The sequence below is a fragment of the Silanimonas lenta DSM 16282 genome (assembly GCF_000429065.1).
GTDB lineage: Bacteria > Pseudomonadota > Gammaproteobacteria > Xanthomonadales > Xanthomonadaceae > Silanimonas > Silanimonas lenta.
The window spans coordinates 219,398-242,185 of the sequence record NZ_AUBD01000005.1 but is presented as its reverse complement, the minus strand read 5'-3'; the positions used below and the strand labels follow the sequence as shown (position 1 = coordinate 242,185).

At 69.9% G+C, this 22,788-nt stretch carries 16 protein-coding genes and 1 riboswitch; of the genes, 4 read left to right on the top strand and 12 right to left on the bottom strand.

From position 1 onward, the window contains the following. Positions 1 to 38: 38 nt before the first annotated feature. A riboswitch (SAM riboswitch) is annotated at positions 39 to 159 on the bottom strand. Between the two features lie 89 nt (positions 160 to 248). Continuing rightward, positions 249 to 1,235, bottom strand: a complete 987-nt coding sequence (cysK, locus tag G408_RS0103700) for a cysteine synthase A (RefSeq protein WP_028769994.1) — start codon at positions 1,233 to 1,235, stop codon at positions 249 to 251. A 65-nt stretch (positions 1,236 to 1,300) separates the two neighbouring features. Then, the gene (gene cysG, locus G408_RS13015; RefSeq protein WP_037412086.1) at positions 1,301 to 2,755 is read right to left on the bottom strand and encodes a siroheme synthase CysG; all 1,455 of its coding nucleotides are present in this window, start codon (positions 2,753 to 2,755) and stop codon (positions 1,301 to 1,303) included. A gap of 204 nt (positions 2,756 to 2,959) precedes the next feature. Here cysG and G408_RS0103690 point away from each other — a divergent pair, with 204 nt between their 5' ends. Further along, complete coding sequence (locus G408_RS0103690) at positions 2,960 to 3,946, top strand: LysR substrate-binding domain-containing protein (protein ID WP_028769993.1); 987 nt, start codon at positions 2,960 to 2,962, stop codon at positions 3,944 to 3,946. Between the two features lie 33 nt (positions 3,947 to 3,979). Here the strand turns inward: G408_RS0103690 and G408_RS0103685 are convergent, their stop codons facing one another. Genes G408_RS0103685 through G408_RS0103675 form a run of 3 tightly spaced genes read right to left on the bottom strand, consistent with a single transcriptional unit; the run spans position 3,980 to position 8,291 of the window. After that, positions 3,980 to 4,744, bottom strand: a complete 765-nt coding sequence (locus tag G408_RS0103685) for a phosphoadenylyl-sulfate reductase (protein ID WP_051282575.1) — start codon at positions 4,742 to 4,744, stop codon at positions 3,980 to 3,982. Then, complete coding sequence (cysI, locus tag G408_RS0103680; protein WP_028769991.1) at positions 4,741 to 6,438, bottom strand: assimilatory sulfite reductase (NADPH) hemoprotein subunit; 1,698 nt, start codon at positions 6,436 to 6,438, stop codon at positions 4,741 to 4,743. Before cysI ends, G408_RS0103685 begins: the two co-directional genes overlap by 4 nt. After that, positions 6,438 to 8,291 carry an assimilatory sulfite reductase (NADPH) flavoprotein subunit gene (locus G408_RS0103675; protein ID WP_037412085.1) on the bottom strand — a complete coding sequence of 618 codons (1,854 nt, stop codon included), beginning with the start codon at positions 8,289 to 8,291 and terminating at the stop codon, positions 6,438 to 6,440. Before G408_RS0103675 ends, cysI begins: the two co-directional genes overlap by 1 nt. A gap of 185 nt (positions 8,292 to 8,476) precedes the next feature. Here G408_RS0103675 and G408_RS15545 point away from each other — a divergent pair, with 185 nt between their 5' ends. The 3 genes from G408_RS15545 to cysC are packed head-to-tail and all read left to right on the top strand — an operon-like array spanning position 8,477 to position 12,035. Then, the gene (locus G408_RS15545) at positions 8,477 to 9,214 is read left to right on the top strand and encodes a sulfite exporter TauE/SafE family protein (RefSeq protein ID WP_028769989.1); all 738 of its coding nucleotides are present in this window, start codon (positions 8,477 to 8,479) and stop codon (positions 9,212 to 9,214) included. Positions 9,215 to 9,219: 5 nt separating this feature from the next. Continuing rightward, positions 9,220 to 10,119: a sulfate adenylyltransferase subunit CysD gene (gene cysD, locus G408_RS15540; protein ID WP_051282574.1), complete on the top strand. Its 900-nt coding sequence runs from the start codon at positions 9,220 to 9,222 to the stop codon at positions 10,117 to 10,119. Beyond that, entirely contained in the window at positions 10,119 to 12,035 is a 1,917-nt protein-coding gene (gene cysC / locus G408_RS13010) for an adenylyl-sulfate kinase (protein WP_084628046.1), read from the top strand. Before cysD ends, cysC begins: the two co-directional genes overlap by 1 nt. Here cysC and G408_RS0103655 read toward each other — a convergent pair. From G408_RS0103655 to G408_RS13005, 7 genes are all read right to left on the bottom strand, one after another. Next, positions 12,021 to 15,233 carry a type I restriction endonuclease subunit R gene (locus G408_RS0103655; protein ID WP_028769987.1) on the bottom strand — a complete coding sequence of 1,071 codons (3,213 nt, stop codon included), beginning with the start codon at positions 15,231 to 15,233 and terminating at the stop codon, positions 12,021 to 12,023. The genes cysC and G408_RS0103655 overlap by 15 nt on opposite strands. A 3-nt stretch (positions 15,234 to 15,236) precedes the next feature. Further along, entirely contained in the window at positions 15,237 to 16,238 is a 1,002-nt protein-coding gene (locus G408_RS0103650; RefSeq protein WP_028769986.1) for a virulence RhuM family protein/type II toxin-antitoxin system death-on-curing family toxin, read from the bottom strand. Continuing rightward, on the bottom strand, positions 16,235 to 17,578 hold the full coding sequence (locus tag G408_RS15010; RefSeq protein ID WP_211226643.1) for a restriction endonuclease subunit S: 1,344 nt from the start codon (positions 17,576 to 17,578) through the stop codon (positions 16,235 to 16,237). The genes G408_RS0103650 and G408_RS15010 overlap by 4 nt, the downstream gene beginning before the upstream one ends. Beyond that, a complete protein-coding gene (locus G408_RS0103645; RefSeq protein ID WP_245584250.1) occupies positions 17,575 to 18,699 on the bottom strand; it encodes a Fic family protein in 1,125 nt (374 codons plus the stop codon). Before G408_RS0103645 ends, G408_RS15010 begins: the two co-directional genes overlap by 4 nt. A 118-nt stretch (positions 18,700 to 18,817) precedes the next feature. Beyond that, complete coding sequence (locus G408_RS0103640; protein ID WP_028769984.1) at positions 18,818 to 20,377, bottom strand: class I SAM-dependent DNA methyltransferase; 1,560 nt, start codon at positions 20,375 to 20,377, stop codon at positions 18,818 to 18,820. Further along, on the bottom strand, positions 20,374 to 21,672 hold the full coding sequence (pepQ, locus tag G408_RS0103635) for a Xaa-Pro dipeptidase (RefSeq protein WP_028769983.1): 1,299 nt from the start codon (positions 21,670 to 21,672) through the stop codon (positions 20,374 to 20,376). Before pepQ ends, G408_RS0103640 begins: the two co-directional genes overlap by 4 nt. Positions 21,673 to 21,729: 57 nt before the next feature. After that, positions 21,730 to 22,776 (bottom strand): FAD:protein FMN transferase, encoded by a 1,047-nt coding sequence (locus G408_RS13005; RefSeq protein ID WP_051282573.1) that lies wholly within the window; start codon positions 22,774 to 22,776, stop codon positions 21,730 to 21,732. Positions 22,777 to 22,788: the final 12 nt, after the last annotated feature.

Sequence of the window (22,788 nt, the reverse complement as noted above, 5' to 3'; positions counted from 1 at the left end):
ATGGGGCCGCGCGGGTGCCTGGGGGACAGGCACCGGGCGACCCATCGGCCGGCATGGCCCGAGGGCCCCGCCGCAGGCATTGGCAGCGTTCCGCCTCGGTGGGTGGCGGTGCTTGCCCCGGCGTCTTCGGGCCTGTCCCTCAGCCGGTCTGGATGGGAAGTGGGGCCACGATAGCCCTGGCGCCGCCTCGTGTCATCCCTTTATCGCGATGAAAAGATATGATTTTTCGGCATCACGCCGCGCCCCGCTCAGGCTGCCTTCCCCGGGGCCGTTCCGGCGTCCAGCGCCGCCAGCCACTCGTCGTCCGAGCCCTCGCTGATCCCCTCGAACAGGATCGTGCTGAGGTAGCGCTCGCCGGTGTCGGGCAGCATGGCGAGGATGACCGAGCCTTCTTTCGCTTCCTTCGCCACTTCCAGCGCGGCGGCCAGGGTGGCGCCGGCGGAGAGGCCGACGAAGATCCCTTCCTCGGTGGCGAGGCGGCGGGCAGTGTCGCGGGCCAGCAGGTCGTCCACCGGCTTGATGGCATCCACCACCGAGCGGTCGAGCACGGCGGGCACGAAGTCCGGGGTCCAGCCCTGGATCTTGTGCGGCTGCCAGTCTTTGCCGCCGAGCAGCTGGGCGCCGGCGGGTTCGCTGCTGATGATCTTCACCTCGGGGCGGGCGAGCTTGAGGGTCTGGCCCACGCCGGTGAGGGTGCCACCGGTGCCCCAGCCGGAGACGAAGTAGTCGAGCCGCCGGCCCACGAAGTCCTGCAGGATCTCGGGCCCGGTGGTGCTGCGGTGCCAGGCCGGGTTGGCCTCGTTCTCGAACTGCCGGGCGAGGAACCAGCCGTGCTTCCTCGCCAGTTCCTCGGCCTTGCGCACCATGCCGCTGCCGCGCTCGGCGGCCGGGGTGAGGATGACTTTCGCGCCGTAGGCGCGCATCAGCTTGCGGCGCTCCACCGAGAAGGTCTCGGTCATCACCGCCACGAACTTGTAGCCGCGGGCCGCGGCCACCATGGCAAGCGCCACGCCGGTATTGCCCGAGGTGGCCTCGACGATGGTGTCGCCGGGCTTCAGCAGGCCGCGCCGTTCGGCATCGAGCACGATGGCAAGCGCGAGGCGGTCCTTCACCGAGCCGCCGGGATTGAAGGCTTCCAGCTTCACGTAGAGCTCGACGTGCTTCGGCGGCAGGCGGTGCAGGCGGACGATGGGCGTGCGGCCGATGGTGTCGAGGAGGCTGTCGTAGAGGGCCATGGCGGGTCTCGCTGGAACGGAGGGGAAGGATTGGCGGGAGTGAGGAGAACGGGGCCGCGTGCGCCCTAGGCGGCGAGCGTGGAGCGCGCCGCTGCGGCAGGGGCTTCGGCGCCGGGGGCGAGGCGGTGCGTGATCGGTGCCGCGCCGAACCAGTGCAGGCGGGCGCCGAGGGCAGCCACCTCGCCGAGGATCAGCAGGGCGGGCGAGCGGATTCCGGCAGCGGCGGCGCGCTCGGGCAGCTCGCCCAGGGTGCCGAGCAGCACGCGCTGTTCCGGGCGGCTGCCATTCTCCACCAGGGCGAAGGGGGTGCTGGCGGCGCGGCCATGGGCCAGCAGGCGTTCGCGCAGGGTGGCGAGGCCCTGCACGCCCATGTAGACGGCGAGGGTCTGGCGCTCCTGCGCCAGCGCGGCCCAGTCGAGGGTGTCGATGGAGTCGCGGCAGTGGGCGGTGACGAAGCGCACCGACTGTGCGTGCCCGCGGTGGGTGAGCGGGATGCCGCTGTAGGCGCCGCAGGCGAGGGCGGCGGTGATGCCGGGCACCACCTCGTAGGGGATGCCGGCCGCACGCAGGGCCTCCAGCTCCTCGCCGCCGCGGCCGAACACGAAGGGATCGCCGCCCTTGAGCCGCACCACGGTGCGGCCGGCGCGGGCGTGCTCCACGAGCAGCTCGTGGATGCGCTGCTGGGTGACGTGATGGGTGCCGGCCTCCTTCGCCACTTCGATGCGCTCGGCATCGCGGCGGGCCAGGGCCAGCACCTCGGGGCTGACGAGGCGGTCGTGCAGGATCACGTCGGCCTGGTTGAGCGCACGCAGGCCGCGCAGGGTGAGCAGGCCAGGATCGCCCGGGCCGGCGCCGACCAGGATCACCCGGCCCTGCGCCGCCGGCGCTTCGGCGAGGGCGGCGTCGAGGGCCTGCTCGGCCGTGGCCGTATCGCCGCGGCGCAGGGCATCGCTGGCCGGGCCGCGCAGCAGGGCCTCCAGTACCTGGCGCCGGCGCACCGGATCGGGGAAGCGGGCCCGCAGGGCCGCGCGCTTGCTGCCCAGCCATTCGGCGAACCGACCCAGCCCGGGATCGAGCTCGGTTTCGAGTTTCTCGCGCAGCCAGCGCGCCAGCATCGGCGCCTCGCCACGGCTGCTGATGGCGATCTGCAGCGGGCCGCGCTCGATGCGCGCGGGCACCTGGAAGCTGCAGCGCGGGGCCTCGTCCACCACGTTCACCCAGATCCGCCGCGCCCCGGCCTCCCGGGCCACGGCGGCATTCACCGCGGCATCGTCGGTGGCGGCGATGGCGAGCCAGACGCCCTCCAGCCAGTCGGGGTCGAAGTGCCCGGCGCGGTGTTCCAGCCGGCCTTCGGCGGCGGCCCGGGCCAGCCAGGGCTCGAGGGCCGGTGCGCCCACCACGAGCCGGGCGCCGGCCTCCAGCAGGGCCTCGGCCTTGCGCCGTGCCACCGCGCCGCCGCCCACCAGCAGTACGCGGCGGCCGGCAAGATCGAGGAAGACGGGGAAGAGCGGGGCGGGCATGAGGCGGCAGGACGGGCGGAAGGGGCCGGGCTCCACGCTAGGCCGGGGCGGGCCGGGGCCGGAAATGCCCGCTCGGCCCCTCATCATGCCCTCCGGTTATCAGGAAGGACTGGACGCCGGGCGATATTTATCGTTTCATCGAGATGAATAGATGAATCAAGGCCGGCGACGCCGGTCTTACGTCCGCTTCCCCCTTCTCCCGCCATGACCCTCACCCAGCTCCGCTACTTCATCGCCATCGTCGATGCCGGCCTGAACATCACCCAGGCGGCCGAGAAGGTGCATGCCACCCAGCCCGGCATCTCCAAGCAGCTCAAGGCACTGGAGGACGAGCTGGGCTTCCTGCTGTTCCAGCGCAAGGGCCGCAGCCTGGAATCGCTCACCGAGGCCGGCACGGTGGTGCTGGCCCATGCCCGCCGCGCCGTGGCCGAGGCCGGGAACATCCGCGCCTTCGCCGCCAACCAGCGCGGCGAGGCGGTGGGCACCCTGCAGCTCGCCACCACCCACACCCAGGCGCGCTTCGTGCTGCCGGCCGCGATCGCCGCGCTCAACCGCCAGTACCCGAGGGTGGGCGTGCAGCTGCAGTCGCTGGCCGACAACGAGGTACTGCCGCAGCTCGCCCGCGGCGAGGCCGACATCGCCATCGTCAGCAGCGTGGGCACGGTGCCGGCCGGCGGCCATGCCATCCCGCTCTACCGCTGGCGGCGGCTGGTGCTGGTGCCGAAGGCGCATCCGCTGGCCGGCCTTGGCCGGGCGCCGACACTCGCCGAACTCGCCGCCCATCCGCTGGTGAGCTACCACAGCACCAGCCATCCCGAGAGCTCGCTGCGCCGGGTATTCAGCGAGGCCGGGCTGGCGCCCAAGGTGGCCATGACCGCCCACGACGCCGACCTCATCAAGACCTATGTGCGTGCCGGCCTCGGCGTGGGCATCCTCGCCGAGATGGCGGTGAGCGCGGTGGCCGATGCCGACCTGGTGGCCCTGCCGGCCCCGCCCGTGCTGCCCGAGTGCACGGCCTGGGCGGTGGTGCCGAAGGAGCGGGTGCTGCGCCGCTATGCCTTCGACCTGCTGCGCCAGATCGCCCCGCAGCTCGACCGCCACGACCTGCAGCGGGTGCTGGCAGGCCATCAGGAGGCGGCCTGGCCGACGCCGCCGGGCTGGGCCGAGCTGAGCCAGGCCATCACCAACTGAACCCGGCGTGATGCGGCCCGCGCGTGGCGGGCCTCAGCTCGCCGGCTCGTGCAGGCCGCATTCGCGTTTCAGGCCGAAGAAGCGGGTGCCGGCAAGATCTCCGGCCTCGGCGAGCGGGCGGGTGGTGTGCCAGTCGCCGATCGAGACATAGCCGCGCTCCCAGAGCGGGTGGTAGGGCAGGCCGTGGCGGGCGAGGTAGGCGCCGATCCGGCGGTCGCTCCAGTCCAGCAGAGGGTGCAGCTTCCAGCGTGGGCCGGCGCGCTCCAGCACCTGGCGGCGGGCGCGCTCCGGCGACTGGCTGCGGCGCAGCCCGGCGATCCACAGCCGGGCCCCGAGGCCGTCGAGGGCGCGCTGCATCGGCTCGATCTTGCGCAGGCGGTTGTAACGCTCGATGCCTGCGAGGCCCTGTTCCCAGAGCCGGCCATGCCGGGCTTCGAACCAGGCCGCCGATTCCTCGGCCTGGGCCACGTGCAGCCTGAGGCCGAGGCGGGCCGTGAGGCCGTCGGCGAAGCGGTAGGTCTCGGGGAAGAGGTAGCCGGTGTCCACCAGCACCACCGGCAGTTCCGGAGCCCGCCGGGTGGCGAGGTGCAGCAGGGCGGCCGACTGGGCGCCGAAACTGGTGGAGAGCACGGCAGGACCCTGGCAGTGGGCGAGGGCCCAGTCGAGGCGGGTCTCGGCCTCCTGCGCTTCGAGCCAGGCATTGAGCGCCGCGAGGGCGGCGTCATCGTCCCAGGCCTCGGCCAGCGTGGCGGGCGCTTCGCCGTCGCCGGGGCGTTCGGGGGCGTGGCCGGCGCTCATGCCAGCACCAGCGGGATCGGCCCGGGCTTCGGTCGCACCACGCCGGTGCGGACGAGGAAATCGCCGAAGCGCTCGCCCACGCCGCGCCGGGCAGCGTAGTCGGCGAGCAGCGGGTCGAGTGCGGCCAGCAGCTGGGCCTCGTCCACGTTCTCGCGGTACAGGGCATTGAGCCGCGCGCCGCGGTGGTCGGCGCCGAGCATCAGGTTGTAGCGCCCCGGGGCCTTGCCGACGAGGGCGATCTCGCCGAGGTAGGGCCGCGAGCAGCCGTTCGGGCAGCCGCTGATGCGCAGGTGGATGTCTGCCTCCGAAAGGCCGTGCTGCGCGAGCTTTGCTTCGAGCGTGGCGAGCAGGGCCGGCAGGTAGCGTTCGGCCTCGGCCATGGCGAGCCCGCAGGTGGGCAGGGCCACGCAGGCCAGGGCATTCAGGGCGAGCGGCGAGGCGCGGCGGAAGAGATCGAGGCGGTGCCCGGCCACCAGGGCATCCACCGCCTCGCGCAGGGGGGCGGAGAGCCCGGCGATGACGAGGTTCTGGTTCGGGGTGAGACGGAACTGCCCCTCGCCCGCGGCCTCGAGCGCCCGGGCCACGGCGCGCAGGCCGCGCTGCCAGGGAATGTCCTCCGAATCCTGCACGCGCCCGGCGGGGATGCGCAGGGTGAGATGGTGCTTGCCGTCCTCGCCCTGCACCCAGCCGAAGCGGTCGCCGTTGTGCTCGAAGGCGAGCGGCTTTGGCGGCGCGAGGGAGATGCCGCTGCGGGCTTCCACTTCGCGGCGGAAGGCGTCGAGGCCGATGCGGTCGATGGTGTACTTGAGCCGCGCATGCTTGCGCACCTCGCGGTTGCCGAGGTCGCGTTGCGCGGTGACGACGGCGGTGGCCACCGGGATCAGCTGCTCTGGTCGGATGAAGCCGAGGGGATCGGCGAGCCGCGGATAGGTTTCGGCATCGCCATGGGTGCTGCCCATGCCGCCGCCCACCAGCACGGTGTAGCCGGTGAGCACGCCTCCCTCGAGCTGGGCGACGAAACCGAGGTCCTGCGAGAAGACATCGACATCGTTGATGGGCGGGATGGCGAAGCCGATCTTGAACTTGCGCGGCAGGTAGGTGGGGCCATAGATCGGCTCCTCGGCCGGATCGCCGCCGGCCACCCGCTCCTCGTCCAGCCACAGCTCGTAGTAGGCGCGGGTATTGGGCAGCAGGTGCTCGGAGAGCGCCGCCGCCTGGGCATGGACCATGGCATGCACCGGCGAGACCAGCGGGTTGGCTGCCACCGCCACATTGCGGTTCACGTCGCCGCAGGCGGCGAGGGTGTCGATCAGGGCGGCATTGATGGCCTGCATCGTGGCCTTCAGCTCGCGCTTGATCACGCCATGGAACTGCACGGCCTGGCGGGTGGTGAGGCGCAGCCCGCGCTCGGCATAGGTGCTCGCGATGGCATCGAGCCTGAGCCACTGCGTGGGCGTGAGCACGCCGCCCGGGGTGCGGGTGCGGATCATGAAGCCGTAGGCCGGCTCCAGCTTCGAGAGGCGGCGTTCCTCGCGCAGGTCGCGGTCGTCCTGCTGGTAGCTGCCGTGGTACTTGATGAGGATCTGGTCCTCCTCGCGCAGCGCCCCGGTCACGGGGTCGGCGAGGCTGGCCGCGAGCGTGCCGCGCAGGCCGGCGCTCCGGCGCTTGATGTCTTCGACGGAATGGCTGCTCATCAGTAGACGTCCCGGGCGTAGCGGCCGGCGCGTTCCAGGCCGGCGAGGTAATCGGTGGCGGCATCGGGCTCGAGCCCGCCGTGCTGTTGGGCGATGGCGAGCAGGGCGGCGTGCACGTCCTTCGCCATGCGCGAGGCATCGCCGCAGACATAGAGGTGCGCGCCCTCCTGCAGCCAGCGCCAGAGCCCGGCGCCCTGTTCGGCCAGCCGGTGCTGCATGTACACCTTCTCCGCGCCATCGCGGGAGAAGGCGAGGTCGAGGCGGTGCAGCGCTCCTGCCTTCAGGGCCTTCTGCCACTCGGTCTGGTAGAGGAAGTCGGTGCGGAAGCGCGGGTTGCCGAAGAACAGCCAGTGCCGACCCCGGGCTCCGGCGGCCACGCGGTGCTGCACGAAGGCGCGGAAGGGAGCGATGCCGGTGCCAGGGCCGATCATCACCAGGTCGCGCGAGCCGTCGGCAGGCAGGCGGAAGCGTTCGTTGCGTTCGATGAAGAGCCGGGCGCTGTCGCCCTCGGCCAGGGTGGCGAGATGGTGCGAGGCGGCGCCATGGCGAAGTCCTCGGGGATGCTCGAAGACCTCATGCCGCACGGTGAGGTGCAGCTCATCCCCCACCGCGGCGCGGCTGGAGGCAATGGAGTAGAGGCGTGGGGCGAGCGGCCGCAGCTGGCGCAGGAAGTCCTCGGCCGACCAGGGAGCGGGATGGTCGAGCAGCAGGTCGAGCAGGGAGCTGCCCCTGAGCAGGGCGGCGCTGGCATCGGCATCGGCCAGCAGGCGGGCAAGCGCTGCGCTGCCGCTGCGCTCGGCCTGGGCCTTCAGCAGCGGGCGGTGCAGGCGGGTGAGTTCGCGGCGTTCGCCAAGCCAGCGGTGCAGGGGCAGGGTCTCGCCGTCCAGCGTGAGCTCGGTATCGCCATCGAGGCCGGCGGCCTCGAGCACCGCGGCTACCAGGGCCGGGTCCTGCCGCGGCCAGACGCCGGCGGCATCGCCCGGCAGGTAGTCGAGGCGGACGGGGTCGATGGCGAACTCGAGGTGGCGGATGTCGCGGTCGCTGCCACGGCCGGTGAGCCGCAGGTTGGCGAGCAGTTCGGCCCCGGCCGGGTGCTCGCGGCTTGCCGCCAGGCCGGTCCCGGAGGGCGCGGCCACCGCGTTCCGGCCCGCCTGCGGTGCAGCGCCTCCGGCCTGCGCGGCGAGTGCTGGCCGCAGCGCCTCCAGCGCCTGCAGCACCCCGGCCTGCCAGGGCCGGGCCACGGTATCGATATCGACATCGGCTTCGCCGAGTGGCGCGAGGCGCGTGCCGCCGAGCTCGGCCAGGCGCGCATCCAGCATGCGGCCGACCTCGCAGAACCTGGGATAGCTCGAGTCGCCGAGGCCGAGCACCGCGTAGTGCAGGCCCTCGAGTCGCGGCGCGCGGCGGCCGCCGAGGTGCTCCACGAAGCCGCGGGCATCGTCCGGCGGGTCGCCATCGCCCTGGGTGCTGATGACGATGAGCAGCCGGGTCTCGCGTTTCAGTTCCACGAGCGGATAGGCATCGGCACGCAGCAGGCGGGCCTTGAGTCCGCGCTCGCCGGCCGCGGCGAACAGGGCCTCGGCCACGCGGCGGGCATTGCCGGTCTGGCTGCCATAGACCACGGTCAGGGTCTCGGCCGCGGCCTCGGGCCTTGCCGGGGCGGGCGGGGTTTCGGCGCTGCTCGCCGGCGTCGAGGCCGCGCCGGCAGCGGGGGAGGCAAGCCCGGCGAGGAACCCGGAGAGCCACCACAGCGTGGCGGCATCGAGGTCGCGGGTGAGGCGCTCGAGCAGGGTGCGGCGCTCGGCATCGAGCGGCAGCGGCGGAGCGGAGGGCAGCGGCGGGGGAAGCGTCATGGCGGGCAGGGGCGGGGCAGGCGGGCAGTCTCCCGCCGCCCGCGGCCCTGCCGGAAAGCAGCAGCCGGCATAGGCAGATAACCCCGGCGAATGTGCCGGCCGCGGTTATCTGCCTATGCGGGGGCGGCATTTCCCGCTGGCGCGGCGGCTGCCGAGGATGCGCACTCCCCGAGCTTCCGCCGCGCATGGACATCCCGCCCGAGTTCTTCGTCTTCGTTGCCATCGGCCTTGCCGCCCAGACCGTGGATGGCGCGCTGGGCATGGCCTATGGCGTCACCAGCTCCAGTCTGCTGCTGGCTTTCGGCCTGCCGCCCGCCCTTGCCAGCGCCAGCGTGCATGCCGCCGAGGTGGCCACCACCGGAGTCTCCGGTCTGAGCCATGGCCTGTTCGGCAACATCGACCGCGGCCTGCTCTGGCAGCTGGCTCTGCCGGGCGTGGCGGGCGGGGCACTGGGCGCCTGGTTCCTCGGCAGTGTGGACCTCGCCTGGCTGCGGCCGTTGGTGGCGGCCTACCTGCTGCTGCTGGGCCTGCTGCTGGTGCTGCGCGCCTTCCGCGGCCGGCGCGCCGAGGCGCGGCGCGGCACGGCCCTGCCGCTGGGCTTCGGCGCCGGCTTCCTCGATGCCGTGGGCGGCGGCGGCTGGGGCTCGATGATCACCCCGCACCTGATGGCCCGGCACATCGAGCCGCGCTTCGCCATCGGCACCGCCAATGCCGCCGAGTTCTTCGTCAGCGCCGCCATCTCGGCGGTCTTCGTCGCCACCTTGGGCATCAGCCATGTGCACGTGGTGGCCGGCCTGCTGGTGGGCGGCGTGGTGGCCGCGCCCTTCGCCGCCTGGCTCACCCGCCGCCTGCCGGCCCGCCCGCTGATGGCCGCGGTCGGCGTGCTGGTGGTGCTGCTCAGCCTCTACAACCTCTCCCGTTGACCGCCATGGCCCTGTCCCACCTCGACCGCCTCGAAGCCGAGAGCCTGTACCTGCTGCGCGAGGTCGCCGCGCAGTTCCGCAACCCGGTGCTGCTTTATTCCATCGGCAAGGACAGCACGGTGCTGCTGCACCTGATGAAGAAGGCCTTCTACCCGGCGCCGCCGCCGATCCCGCTGCTGCACATCGACAGCACCTTCGAGTTCCGCGAGGCCTATGCCTTCCGCGATGCCGTGCCGGCGAAGCATGGCGTGGAACTGCGGGTGCATGTGAACGAGGAGGGGCTGGCAGCCGGCATCGATCCTTTCGTGCATGGGGCGGCGGTGCATACCGACGTGATGCGCACCCAGGGCCTCAAGCAGGCCCTGGCCCGCGGCGGCTACGACTGCGCCATCGGCGGGGCGCGCCGCGACGAGGAGAAATCGCGGGCCAAGGAGCGCCTGTTCTCCTTCCGCGACGCCCACCAGCGCTGGGACCCCAAGCGCCAGCGCCCGGAGTTCTGGAACCTCTACAACGGCCGCATCCACCGCGGCGAGAGCGTGCGCGTGTTCCCGCTCTCGAACTGGACCGAGCTGGACGTGTGGCTGTACATCCTGCGCGAGGGCATCGAACTGCCGGCGCTCTATTTCGCCGCCCCCCGTCCGGTGGTGGAGCGCGAGGGCACCCTGATCATGGTCGACGACGAGCGCCTGCCGTTGAAGCCTGGCGAGCAGCCCGCATGGCGCCCGGTGCGCTTCCGCACCCTGGGCTGCTACCCGCTCACCGGCGGTATCGAATCCACCGCCGATACGGTGGAGGCCATCGTCGAGGAACTGCTGGTGGCCACCGTCTCCGAGCGCCAGGGCCGGGTGATCGACCACGACCCCGCAAGCTCGATGGAACTGAAGAAACTCGAGGGCTATTTCTGATGGACGGCACCCCCGCCTACCGCCTTCCCGACGACGAGGGCGCGTCGCGCCACGGCGCCCACCGTGCCCTGCGCCACCACGAGGCCCTGCCGCTGCTGCGCTTCATCACCTGCGGCAGCGTGGACGACGGCAAGAGCACCCTGATCGGCCGCCTGCTGCACGACAGCGGCAGCCTCGCGCTGGATCAGCGCGAGGCCCTGGCCCGCGACAGCGCCCGGCTCGGCACCCAGGGCGGCGCGCTGGATTTCGCCCTGCTGGTGGACGGCCTCGAGGCCGAGCGCGAGCAGGGCATCACCATCGACGTGGCCTACCGCTACTTCGGCACCGCGCGCCGCCGCTTCATCGTGGCCGACTGCCCGGGCCACGAGCAGTACACCCGCAACATGGCCACCGGCGCCTCGGGCGCCGATCTCGCCGTGGTGCTGGTGGACGCCCGCAAGGGCGTGCTGCCGCAGACCCGCCGCCACAGCCGCATCGTGCGCCTGCTGGGCCTGAAGCGGGTGGTGCTGGCGGTGAACAAGATGGACCTCGTGGGCTGGAGCGAGGCCCGCTTCCGCGCCATCCACGACGATTACCGCGCGCTGGCGCAGGCGCTCGGCATCGAGGAGGTGCATGCCATCCCGCTCTCCGCCCTGCATGGCGACAACCTGCTCGTGGCTTCGGAACACAGCCCCTGGTTCACAGGCCAGCCCCTGCTGCCCACCCTGGAGGCGCTGCCGGCGCTCGAGCCCCCGGCCGCGGCGGCCTTCCGCCTGCCGGTGCAGTGGATCAACCGCCCGCACCAGGACTTCCGCGGCGTGGCCGGCACCGTGGCCGCCGGCCGCGTGGCGGTGGGCGATACCGTGCAGGTGCTGCCCGCCGGCACCCGCGCCACCGTGGCCCGGGTGATCGGCCCGGGGCGCGAGCTCGCCGCCGCCGAGGCCGGCCAGCCAGTGACCCTGGTCTTCCACGAGGATCTCGATGTCTCGCGCGGCGATCTCGTGGTGGCCCCCGGCAGCGCGCCCGTGCTGGCCCGCCGCCTGCGCGCCGACCTCGTCTGGCTCGACGAGGCGCCCCTCGTTCCGGGCCGACGCTACCTGCTGCGCGTGGGGCCGAAGACCGTGCCGGCACAGGTGGTGGCCATCGAGCATCAATGCGACATCCATACCGGCGCCACGCATGCCGCCGGCGCGCTGCCGCTCAATGCCATCGGCCGCGTCGAGCTCGAACTGGAGGAGCGCCTGCCGCTGGCACGCTTCGAGGACGAGCGGGCGCTGGGCGCCTTCATCCTCATCGACCGCGCCAGCCATGCCACGGCCGGTGCCGGCACCGTGGTGGAGGCGATCGCCGAGGGCAGTGGGCGCGCCTATGCCCAGGCCTTCAGCCTGGGGCCTGCCGAACGCGCCGCCGCCAAGGGCCAGCAGGCCCGCTGCCTCTGGCTCACCGGCCTGTCCGGGGCCGGCAAGAGCACGCTCGCCGATGCGCTGGAACGCCACCTCGCCGCCCGCGGCCGCCACACCATGCTGCTCGATGGCGACAACACCCGCACCGGGCTGTCGAAAGACCTCGGCTTCGCGCCCGGGGATCGCCGCGAGCACGTGCGCCGGCTGGGCGAAGTGGCGCGGCTGATGGTGGAGGCCGGCCTCATCGTGATCGTCAGCGCCATCTCGCCCTACCGCGCCGACCGCGAGGCCGTGCGCGCCCGCTTCGCCCCCGGCGAGTTCATCGAGGTCTTCGTCGATGCCTCGCCCGAGACCTGCGCCGCCCGCGACCCCAAGGGCCTCTACGCCCGCGCCCGCGCCGGAGAGCTCGGGCATGCCATCGGCATCGGCACCGGCTACGAGCCGCCGCTGGCGCCCGAGGTGCATGTCAGCACCGATGCCACCAGTGTCGAGGCCTCGGTGGCCGCAGTGCTCGCGGCGCTAGGCGAGGATTGAGGCCGGAGGCCCTGGCAGCGACCAGCTGGCGGAAAGCGCCTCGGCCTGGGCCAGGACGGTCTGCACGGCCGCATCCTGGAGATCGGGCGGGTAGCCGTACTTGCGCAGGATGCGCTTGACCAGCACCCGCATCCGGGCGCGGGCCGATTCACGGTGTGCCCAGTCTACGGTCACATTCTCGCGCAGGCTCATCAGCAGTTCGTGGGCGATGACGCGCAGCTTGTCGTCGCCCATCACCTGCACCGCGCTTTCGTTCTCGGCGAGCGCATCGTAGAAGGCAATTTCCTCGTCTGACAGGCCCGATTCCTCGCCGCGCTGGCGGGCGGCTCGGATGTCGCGGGCCAGCTGGATCAGCTCCTGCAGCACCTCGGCGGTGGTGATGGCGTTGGCGTGGTAGCGCGCCACGGCAGCTTCCAGCCGTTCGGAAAACGCCCGCGTCTCGACGATGTTGGCCTTGGCTCGCGAGCGAATCCCGTCGCCCAAGAGCTTTCTCAAGGCTTCCAGCGCCAGGTTCTTCTTCTCCATCTGCTGCACTTCGGCAAGGAACTCGTCGGAGAGGATGGAGATGTCCGGGCTCTGGATGCCTGCCGCCTTGAGAATGTCCACGATCTCGGTGGAGACCACCGCGCGGCTGACGATCTGCTGGATCGCCAGCTCGCGCTCCTGCCGGGGCAGACCCGAGCCCGTGCCGCTCTTGATGAGTGCGGCCCGGATGGCCTGGAAGAAGCCGATTTCCTCACGCACGGCGCGTGCCTCGTCGGACGCCGAGGCCAGCGCGAACGCCTTGGACAAGGCCAGCACCGCATCGGGAAAGCGCCGGTGCGCGGCCTTCCTGCCCTCCGGGCTTGACTCCTGCGCCGCCCATTGCTGTTGCCGCTCCAGAATCCACTCGATGGCGCCGGCCATCATCGAGAGCCGCTCCTGGGGCGAGCCATGGAGCGCGCCGCGGTAATCGAAGCCGTGGAACATATCGCGCACGATCTCGAGTTTTTCCAGCATCACCGCGATGGCTTCGGCCTCATCGATGCCGGTCTGCTCGCGGTCGCGCGGCGAGTACTGGGCGAGTGCGTTTTTCAGGTTCTGCGCGATGCCGATGTAGTCCACGATCAGCCCCGCCGGCTTGTCGCGGAACACGCGGTTCACCCGCGCGATGGCCTGCATGAGGCCGTGGCCGCGCATGGGCTTGTCCACGTACATGGTGTGCATGCACGGCGCATCAAAGCCCGTGAGCCACATGTCGCGCACGATCACGAGCTTCAAGGGGTCATTCGGGTCGCGGGCGCGTTTGGCGAGCAGATCGCGCCGCGCCTTGTTGCCGATGTGCGGCTGCCACTCGGGTGGGTCGGAAGCGGCGCCGGTCATCACGATCTTGATCGCGCCCTGGGTGTCGTCGTCGCTGTGCCAGTCGGGGCGAAGCCGGACGATTTCGTCGTAGAGCGCCACGCAGATGCGCCGGCTCATGCAGACGACCATCGCCTTGCCCGAGAGCGCCTGCACACGCGCCTCGAAGTGCTGCACGATGTCCTCTGCCACCTGCCTGAGGCGCCTGTCGCTGCCCACCAGCGCCTCCACCGTCGCCCACTTCTGCTTCACGCGCTCGCGGGTGGGCTCCTCCTCGTCCTCCAGCATCGCCTCGATCTCGGCGTCGATCTTCGGCTTTTCGTTTTCATCCAGTTCGATGCGCGCGAGCCGGGATTCGTAGTAGATCGGCACCGTCGCGCCATCCTCCACCGCGCGGCTGATGTCGTAGATGTCGATGTAGTGGCCGAACACCGCCGGGGTGTTGACGTCGTCGGCCTCGATGGGCGTGCCGGTAAAGCCGATGAACGAGGCGTTCGGCAGCGCATCGCGCAGGTACTTGGCAAAGCCGTAGGAAATCTCGCCGGTCTTGGCATCCACCTTGGCCTTGAAGCCGTACTGGCTGCGGTGCGCCTCGTCGGCGATGACCACCACGTTGCGTCGGGTCGTGAGTGGCTCTGCACTCTCGCCGAACTTCTGCAAGGTCGTGAAGATCACCCCGCCCGATGCCCGGTTGAGCAGCGCCTGCAAATGCTCGCGGCTTTCCGCCTGCACCGGCGTCTGGCGGATCAGGTCTTGGCACATCGAGAAGGTGGCAAAGAGCTGGTCGTCCAGGTCGTTGCGGTCGGTCAGCACCACCAGCGTCGGGTTGGCCATGGCCGGGTGCTTGACCAGAAGACCGGCATAGAACGCCATCAAGAGGCTCTTGCCCGAGCCCTGGGTGTGCCAGATCACGCCCGCGCGCCGGTCGCCCGCGCGCTGGCTTTTCACGCTGGGCAGGCCGTAGGCCGCGGGTTCTTCTCCCGCCTCCGGATGCGGACTTGCCGCGCGGATCGTCGAGGTGACCGCGTGCCGCACGGCATGGAACTGGTGGTAGCCGGCGATGATCTTGACGAGCCCCGAGCCGGTCTCGCCAAACACCGTGAAGTGTGCGAGCAGCTCCAGCAGCCGCTGCTGCTCGAACACGCCCTCGATCAGCGTTGAGAGTTCCGGCGCGCCTTTCGGCGCCACCTGCTTGCCGTCGGTGGTGCGCCAGGGCATGAAGCGCTCCAGGTCGGCCGAGAGCGACCCCACCCGGGCGGTGATGCCATCGGAAGTCACCAGCAGCGCGTTGGTGCGAAAAAGCGGGGCGATCTCCCGCTTGTAGGTCTGCAGCTGGTTGAATGCGCCCGCCAAATGCGCCCCCGCGCTGCCCGGCGCTTTCAGCTCGATCACCGCCAGCGGCAGGCCGTTGACGAACAGCACCACATCGGGCCGGCGCTTGTTCTGGCCGTTGATCACCACGAACTGGCCCACCGCCAGCCAGTCGTTCTGCGCAGGGTCCTCGAAATCGATCAGCCGCACCTTGCCTGCGGTGAGCGTGCCATCGGCGGCGAAATACTCGACATCCACGCCTTCCGTCAGCAGCTTGTGCAGCCGCCGGTTTTCTTCGAGCAAGACGGGCAGTTCCGACTGCGTCACCCTGCGGATGGCATCCTGGCGGGCCTCCACGGGCAGGGTGGGGTTCAGGCGTGCCACGGCGTCCTCAAGCCGCTTTTTCAGCACCACCTCATCGTGGCTCTCGCGCTCAGGTCGGTGGCCATCGGGGCCGATGTCCTCCTCGCGCTCGATGCGATAACCGAGCGCGTGAAGCTGGTCCAAGAGGGCGCGCTCGACTTCGGCCTCCGACAGAAACGCCATGCCTCATCCCTCCCTGTTCGCCCCCGGAAGGGCCAGCATGTTCTCGATCAAGCGGATCATCACGTCCTTGTTCTTGGCATCCGACTCGGCCACGAGCAGGGCGAGTGCCGCGAGCCCCACGTCGTTGATGACCGGCTCACCATCGCGTAGCAGGCGGCCGTTGCGGGCGAGGAAGTCCACGAACAGGAACGCCCCGCTGCGCTTGTTGCCGTCGGCGAAGGGATGGTTCTTGATGACGAAGTACAACAGGTGCGCGGCCCTGGTCTCCACCGTCGGGTAGGCCGGCTCGCCGAAGACGGTTTGCTCCAGGTTGCCCAGAATCGCCGCGAAGGCCTCGCCGCGCTCGCGGCCGAAGAGGTCGGACGCCTCGCCGCGCGCCATCAGATCGGCCTTCAGGCGCGCGATGGCCGCGCGTGCCTCGGTGAGCGTGGGCAGCACCCCGCCCGGGCTGCCCACCGGGGCGGCGAGCCGCCCCTCGTCGTAGCGTTGCAGCCAGAGGAAGGTCTGGGTGTAACGGGCGATCACGTCTACCAGCCCGCGGCCCACCTCGGCGGTGAGCGCCTCGCCCGCGGCGGCCTTTCTCACCAGGGAGAGCGCCGCCTCCAGCTCGGCGGCGTTCTGCTCGAAGCGCTGGCGGTCCAGCGTGAACCCCCGCGTCAGGTGCTCGCGCAGCACCCGCGTGGCCCACTGGCGAAAGCGCGTGGCGCGGGCGGAGTTCACCCGGTAGCCGACGGAGATGATGGCATCGAGGTTGTAGTGCTTGAGCCGTCGCTGAACCTGCCGCCGGCCTTCGGTTTGAACTGCTAAGAAATCCTTAGTGGTTGCCGTCTCCTCCAGCTCGCCATCGCGGAAGATGTTCTTCAGGTGCATGAGCACGTTTTCGGTTGTGGTGGCAAACACTTCGGCCATCTGGCGTTGCGTCATCCAGACGGATTCGCCCGCCAATCGCACCTGCACCGGCTGTCCGCTCGACTCGAAGATGACGAGCGAGGTTGGCGTGGTCATGGTTTTCTCTCCCTGAAAAACGCTTCGACATCCGGTATGCGCAGTTCGCCGGAGATCAGCCTGGGCAGCAGGGTGTCGCGCAGTTGGGCGAGGGTGCGGGATTGCTGCGCGTTTTGCAGAACCTGCTCAATCAATTCCTCGAGCTGCTTTGAAGATTCTCCGATTGCTACCTCGCTGGCGCAAAATACACGAATGCCACGTAGTTGATCCGGCTTGACACGTTGATGACTATTCGAAGTGCCTGTCACGAGTTGACGCATCGCGCCATTGAATTCTGTTGAAGATGTTAAGCAATAAAGAAAAGCGCCGTTTGCTGGTGCTTTGGGCGTGAATACGATGAATTCGGTTGAGCATACGGCATTTGAACCGGCCTTGCCGACGTGCCATATGCGTGGAATGTGAGGATTGAGCTTCGAAACCAGCACTGAGCCATCAGGCACGGGTGTTTTGTTGCTCTTTATTTCTGCTCCTGGCTCGATGACCGGAATTTTCGAAGAATCGAAAGCGGGCAGACTGTAATGTGTAAACGTTTCCTCGGGTGAGTTTCCTGGGGTTATGCACCCCTTTTCTTGTTGTGCCACATCGTCCAAAGAGAACGCACGCCACCCCTCCGGAATCTCCCCCCATTCCGATTCAACGAGGCGCTCGGGGAAGAGGTCGTAGAGGTCGGCGGGCAGGCCCGGCAGGGATTCGCCGCGCCGCCAGCGGCCCTCCTTCTTGGCTCGCACCGGCTCGAAGTCTACGAACCACGCGCGGAACAGCGCGCGGGCCATCGCCTCCAGCGTTTCGTTCTGGCGGCGGTTGAGTTCGATCTTGTCGTCCAGCGTGCCGAGGATGTGGGCGATGGCTCGTTGTTCGGGCAAGGGTGGAAGCGACACTTTCAGATGGTCGAACGCTTCAGACGGCACGCGCTGGCGGCCGGACGTACCCGTCATCTGGCTGATCGCATACCCGCTGACGCCTTCCCACTTCGTCAGGTAGTAGGCGTAGTCCGTATCACTAACACCCTCTCGGCCACGAATTACGATGAACTCGGTCGACCCGTGGCCGATCTCGCCCGAACGTCCAGCGAAACGGGCGATCTTCCCGTTCTCGAGACATGGCGTAATCCGCGCCATTAGCGTGTCGCCGACCGCAAAGCGAGAACCGCCACCGTCGAACTGCCGATGCTCGCTTGCGTATGCTGAACGCGAGCCTGAGCTAACCGCTCCCATGTCGACAAACGGGTAAGCCGCGCCACGGGTAAGCTGGACCCGCGGGTTCACTGTCACGGCTTGACTGAAAGGTAGCTCGCGCCACTGCGCCAGTCGCGCTGTCGTTTTCTCGAAGGACTTTCTCATTCGCCGCCCTCCTCGAACAGCCGCAGGTAGGGCTCGAAACGAAAGCGCCGGTTCCTGGCATAGCCGGTGATCTCGCGCAAGAGCCCCACGCCTTCGAGCCGCCCGACGATCTGGTTGGCGCCCGCCGGGGTGATGCCGAGCCACTCGCGCACGGTGGCGACGCTGACGATGGGGTGGTCGAAGAGCCGATCCATCACGCGCTGGCCGTTGGCGGCGGCGCGGCCGAGGTGCTCGGTGATCTTGGCGCGGTAGTCTTCGCGCATCCGCAGGATGGCGGCGGCGGTGTGCGTGGCCTGCTGGCTCACCTCTATCACGCCGTCGAGGAAGAAGGCGAGCCAGCCTTCCCAGTCGTCCGCGTCGCGCACGGCTTGCAGGCGTTCGTAGTATTCGCTGCGGCGCTGTCTGAAATAGTACGACAGATACAGCACCGGCCTGGACAGGAGCCGCTTTTCGGTGAGCAGGAAGGCAATCAGCAGCCGGCCGATGCGGCCGTTGCCGTCGAGGAAGGGGTGGATGGTCTCGAACTGGGCGTGCGCGAGCCCCACCTGGACGAGCGGCGGCAGGCCGGCACCGTCGTGGAGGAAGCGCTCCAGGTCGGAGAGCGCCTGCGACACTTCATGGGGCGGCGGGGGCACGAAGGTTGCCGTGGCGAGCGTGCAGCCGGCGGGGCCGATCCAGTTCTGGCTGGTGCGCAGCTCGCCCGGCGTGAGCCGGCCGCCGCGTACGCCCTGCATCAGCTCCGCATGGATTTCGCGGATCAGGCGCACCGAGACGGGGAGTTCCGCGAGCCGCGCCAGGCCATGGTTCATGGCCCGTACATAGTTGGCGACCTCGTTCACGTCCCTGGGGGTGTCGGGGTCGAACAGTTGCGCTTCGGCCGCGAGCAGGTTTTGCAGCGAGGACTGCGTGCCCTCGATCTGGCTGGAGAGCACCGCCTCCTTGCGCACGTACATGAAGACGAAGAGGTCGGGGTTGGGTAGCGTCAGCACCGCGCCGTCGAGGCGGCCGAGCGCGTAATCGGCCTGCGAGAGCTTCTCGCGCAGGGGGCCGCTCAGGTCCAGCGGCGGGTTGGGCGGCAAGGGCGCGGGGATGAAGGCGCGGTAGCCCGTGGGCTGGCGCAAATACCGCCCGGCACGGGTGGGCTTGTTTTCATCTGCGTTCATTACAGCGGCTTCTCCTTCCCTTGCTAAACGCTTCGTTTATTATGAAGCAGCACTCCCTGCTGTGTGCAACGCAGCGTTAAAACCCGAGCGTTTTCAGGTTGGCCTCGATCGCCGCATCCAGCCGCGCCGCTTCCGCGCGTTGTTCGCGCCACTGGGCCGCAAGCCGCGCCATCTTCTCCTCGAACGGTTCGCCGTCATCCTCCTGTTCCGCCGCGCCCACGTAGCGGCCGGGGGTGAGCACGTAGCCGTGCTTGCGGATTTCCTCCAGCGTGGCGGATTTGCAGAAACCCGCCACGTCGGTGTACTCGCCCGCACCGGGTTCGCCGCGCCAGGCGTGGTAGGTGTCGGCGATCTTCTGGATTTCCTCGTCGGTGAGTTCGCGCCGGGTGCGGTCCACCAGCACGCCCAGCTTGCGCGCGTCGATGAAGAGCACCTGACCTCTACGGTCGCGCCAGCCCTTGCCGGGGTTCTTGTTGCGGGCCAGAAACCACAGGCAGGCGGGGATCTGCGTGGAGTAGAAGAGCTGCCCGGGCAGCGCCACCATGCAGTCCACCACGTCGGCTTCCAGCATGGCTTTGCGGATCTCGCCCTCGCCGGACTGCTGCGAGGACATCGAGCCGTTGGCCAGCACCACGCCCGCGGTGCCGTTGGGGGCGAGGTGGTGATAGATGTGTTGCAGCCAGGCGTAGTTGGCATTGCCCACGGGCGGCACGCCGAACTTCCAGCGCGCGTCTTCGCGCAGGCGCTCGCCGCCCCAGTCGGAGATGTTGAACGGTGGGTTGGCGAGGATGTAGTCGGCCTTGAGGTCGCGCAGCTCGTCCTTGTGGAAGCTGCCTTCGTTGTTCCAGCGGATGTCGGCGTCGATGCCGCGCACGGCAAGGTTCATCTTGCACAGCCGCCAGGTGGTGTAGTTGCTCTCCTGCCCGTAGATGGCGATGTCGCCGATGCGCCCGCCGTGTTCCTCGACGAACTTTTCGCTCTGCACGAACATGCCGCCCGAGCCGCAGCAGGGGTCGTAGACGCGCCCTGAGTAGGGCTCAAGCATTTCCACCAGCACCCGCACGACACAGCGGGGGGTATAGAACTCACCGCCGCGCTTGCCTTCCGCTCCGGCGAACTCGCTCAGGAAATACTCGTATACCCGGCCCAGGATGTCTTTCGAGCGTGCCTCGGCCTCGCCAATGGCGATGCCCGAGATCAGGTCGATCAGTTCGCCCAGCATCACCTTGTTGAGCGCGGGGCGGGCGTAGTCCTTGGGCAGCACGCCTTTGAGTGCTTCGTTCTCTTTTTCGATGGCGCGCATGGCGTCATCGATCAGGCTGCCGATGCTGGGTAGCCGGGCATTGGCCTGCAGCTGCGACCAGCGTGCTTCTTTCGGTACCCAGAACACATTGTCGGCGAGGTATTCGTCGCGGTCTTCCGCGGCCTCGGGGGCCTCGGCCAGCAAAGACCGATGCTTCGTTTCGAAGGCATCGGAGATGTATTTCAGGAAGATCAGTCCCAGCACGACATGCTTGTAGTCGGAGGGCTCCATGTTGCCGCGCAGTTTGTCGGCGGCTTTGAAGAGCTCGGCCTCGAAGCCAAGGGCACTGCCCTGCGGGGTTTCGCCGCGCCTGTTCTTGCGCTGTGGTTTCATGCTTGCGCGAACGCCTCCCGCGTCAGGTTCTCCGGCTCGCCGTCGGTGCAGGCCACTTCGTCCTCGATGCGGATGCCGCCGTAGGGCAGCAGGGCCTCGATGGCGGCCCAGTCCACGTGTTTCGCCTGCGGGCCGGCCTTCAGCCGCTCCAGCAGCAGGGGAATGAAGTACAGGCCGGGTTCGATGGTGACGACCATGCCCGGGGCCAGGGGGCGGGTGGTGCGCAGGTAGGGGTGGCCGGCGGGGCGCGGGATCTCGTTGCCCTCCTCGTCGTGGCGGCCGGCCACGTCGTGCACCTGCAGGCCGATGGGGTGGCCGAGGCCGTGCGGGAAGAACGCGCTGGTCACGCCTTCGGCCACCATCTCGCCGGGGTCCATGTCCACGATGCCGGCGCTGCGCAGCACGCCGCCCAGCCGGAGGTGGCATTCGAGGTGCAGGTCGCGGTAATCGACGCCGCTGCGCACCCGGCGGCACAGGGCCTGCTGCTCGGCATCCACGGCGGCGATCAGGTCGGCGAAGGCGCCTTCGTGCATGGCGTAGGTGCGGGTGATGTCGGAGGCGTAGCCGTCCACCTCCGCGCCGGCATCGATCAGGAAGCTGAGCGGCGTTGCCGGGCGCTCGGGCGACTGGTACTGGTAGTGCAGCACCGCGGCATGCTGGTTAAGACCGATGATGTTGGTGTAAGGCAGATCAAGATCGCTGTGCCCGGTGGCCTCGAGGTAGGCGCGGTGGATCTCCCGCTCCGAACCGCCGGCGCGGAACGCGGCCTCGGCGGCGCGGTGGCCCTTCACCGCCCGGCGCTGGGCGCGGCGCATGCGGTCGAGTTCGTAGGCGGTCTTGAAGCCGCGCTGGTAGTGCAGGGCGTTCAGCAGCACCGGCGGGTTGTTCGGCACCACGCCCTCGAGCGCGGCATCGGCTTCGCCCACGATGGCCGCGCGGCCGCGCGGCAGATGGGCGGCGGCTTCCTGCGGCTCGCGGATGATGCGGATGTCGAAGTGCTCCACCCAGGCGCCCTCGGGTGGCGCCGGCGGCACGTGCCAGTAGTCGTCGGGCTGGTGGTAGACCAGCACCGGCCGCTGGCCCGGGGTGTAGGCGATCCAGCTGTGCGGGTGCTGCTGCAGCGGCACCCAGTGCCGGAAGTGCGGGTTGGGCTTGAAGGGATAGGGGCGGTCGTCGAGGAACTGGTATTTCTCCACGCCCGAGGCGATCAGGAGGTGGTCGAAACCGGCCTTGGCGAGCGCGGCATCGGCGCGCTGCATCAGGATGGAAAGGTGCTCGGCGTACAGCGAAGACATGGCGGCGCGGGGCGTGGCAGGAAAAGCCGATTGTGCCGCAGTGGCCGCGGGCCGGGCTCAGGATGGCGGGCGATCCGGGGCGCAGCCGGCCGCCGGGCCGGGCAGTCGGCGTTGCGGCAGGGTCTGCTGCCACTGGAAGCGTGCGGCCATGCCCGGGGTGAGCCAGGCCGTTCCGGCCTCGTCCACCAGCAGGGCGCAGCCGAGGCGCAGGGAATCCACCAGCCGGGCGAAGCGTTCGGGGCCGGCGGCGAGCAGGGCGGTGGCGGCGGCATCGGCGCGCACCGGGTCGGGGTGCAGCACCGCCACCAGCCGGGCGCCGCGGGCCGGCTGGCCGCTTGCGGGTTCCAGCACGTGCGGCCAGCGCCCGCCGTCCGGGGCGGGACGCCATTTCGCGTAGCTGCCGGAACTCATGAAGGCCTCGCCATCGCGCAGTTCCACGCCGCCGAGCACGCCGCCCCTGCCATCGTCGAGGCCCACCCGCCAGGGGCGGCCGGCCCGCTCGCCCAGGGCCAGCATGTCGCCGCCGAGGTCGAGCAGGGCATGCCGCACGCCCTGTGCGCGAAGCTGCGCGGCCGCGAGTTCCAGCGCCAGGCCCTCGGCCATGGCATTGAAGTCGAGCTGGAGCTGCGGGGCCCGGCTGCGGCAGCGCCAGTCCGCATCGCAGTCGAGATCGGCGAGCGAATCCGGGCGTGCCGCCCAGGCGGCCAGCGCGGCGGCGTCCGGTGGCAGCGAGGTGATTGGATAGTCGCTGGTGTGGAAGCCCCAGAGCGCCACCAGCCGGCCGATGCCGGGGTCGAACCAGCCCGCGCTCTCGGCGAGCAGGGGCCGGCTGCGGGCGATGGGCAGGCGCAGGGCCTCGGGGGCCGTCACCGTCGCGCCGCCGGCGAGTGCCGCATTGAAGCGGGTGAGGGTGGAGGGCTGCCAGGCATGCCAGTCCCGCTCCAGCGCCGCCCAGAGCCCGGCCACGTCGGCCAGTGCCTTACGCTCCGCCGCGGTTTCGGCTCCGGGAGGAAACTGCACGGCGGCAAGGCTGCCGAAGGCGACCCAACGCTCCTGCCGTGGCGCCTCGACGGCGCAGGCCGCGAGCAGCGCGGCCAGCAGCATGCCGATGAACCC

Coding starts and splice junctions, on each gene's coding strand:
- cysK (WP_028769994.1), bottom strand. CDS start 1,235: ATGGCCCTCTACGACAGCCTCCTCGACACCATCGGCCGCACGCCCATC.
- cysG (WP_037412086.1), bottom strand. CDS start 2,755: ATGCCCGCCCCGCTCTTCCCCGTCTTCCTCGATCTTGCCGGCCGCCGC.
- G408_RS0103690 (WP_028769993.1), top strand. CDS start 2,960: ATGACCCTCACCCAGCTCCGCTACTTCATCGCCATCGTCGATGCCGGC.
- G408_RS0103685 (WP_051282575.1), bottom strand. CDS start 4,744: ATGAGCGCCGGCCACGCCCCCGAACGCCCCGGCGACGGCGAAGCGCCC.
- cysI (WP_028769991.1), bottom strand. CDS start 6,438: ATGAGCAGCCATTCCGTCGAAGACATCAAGCGCCGGAGCGCCGGCCTG.
- G408_RS0103675 (WP_037412085.1), bottom strand. CDS start 8,291: ATGACGCTTCCCCCGCCGCTGCCCTCCGCTCCGCCGCTGCCGCTCGAT.
- G408_RS15545 (WP_028769989.1), top strand. CDS start 8,477: ATGGACATCCCGCCCGAGTTCTTCGTCTTCGTTGCCATCGGCCTTGCC.
- cysD (WP_051282574.1), top strand. CDS start 9,220: ATGGCCCTGTCCCACCTCGACCGCCTCGAAGCCGAGAGCCTGTACCTG.
- cysC (WP_084628046.1), top strand. CDS start 10,119: ATGGACGGCACCCCCGCCTACCGCCTTCCCGACGACGAGGGCGCGTCG.
- G408_RS0103655 (WP_028769987.1), bottom strand. CDS start 15,233: ATGGCGTTTCTGTCGGAGGCCGAAGTCGAGCGCGCCCTCTTGGACCAG.
- G408_RS0103650 (WP_028769986.1), bottom strand. CDS start 16,238: ATGACCACGCCAACCTCGCTCGTCATCTTCGAGTCGAGCGGACAGCCG.
- G408_RS15010 (WP_211226643.1), bottom strand. CDS start 17,578: ATGAGAAAGTCCTTCGAGAAAACGACAGCGCGACTGGCGCAGTGGCGC.
- G408_RS0103640 (WP_028769984.1), bottom strand. CDS start 20,377: ATGAAACCACAGCGCAAGAACAGGCGCGGCGAAACCCCGCAGGGCAGT.
- pepQ (WP_028769983.1), bottom strand. CDS start 21,672: ATGTCTTCGCTGTACGCCGAGCACCTTTCCATCCTGATGCAGCGCGCC.
- G408_RS13005 (WP_051282573.1), bottom strand. CDS start 22,776: ATGCTGCTGGCCGCGCTGCTCGCGGCCTGCGCCGTCGAGGCGCCACGG.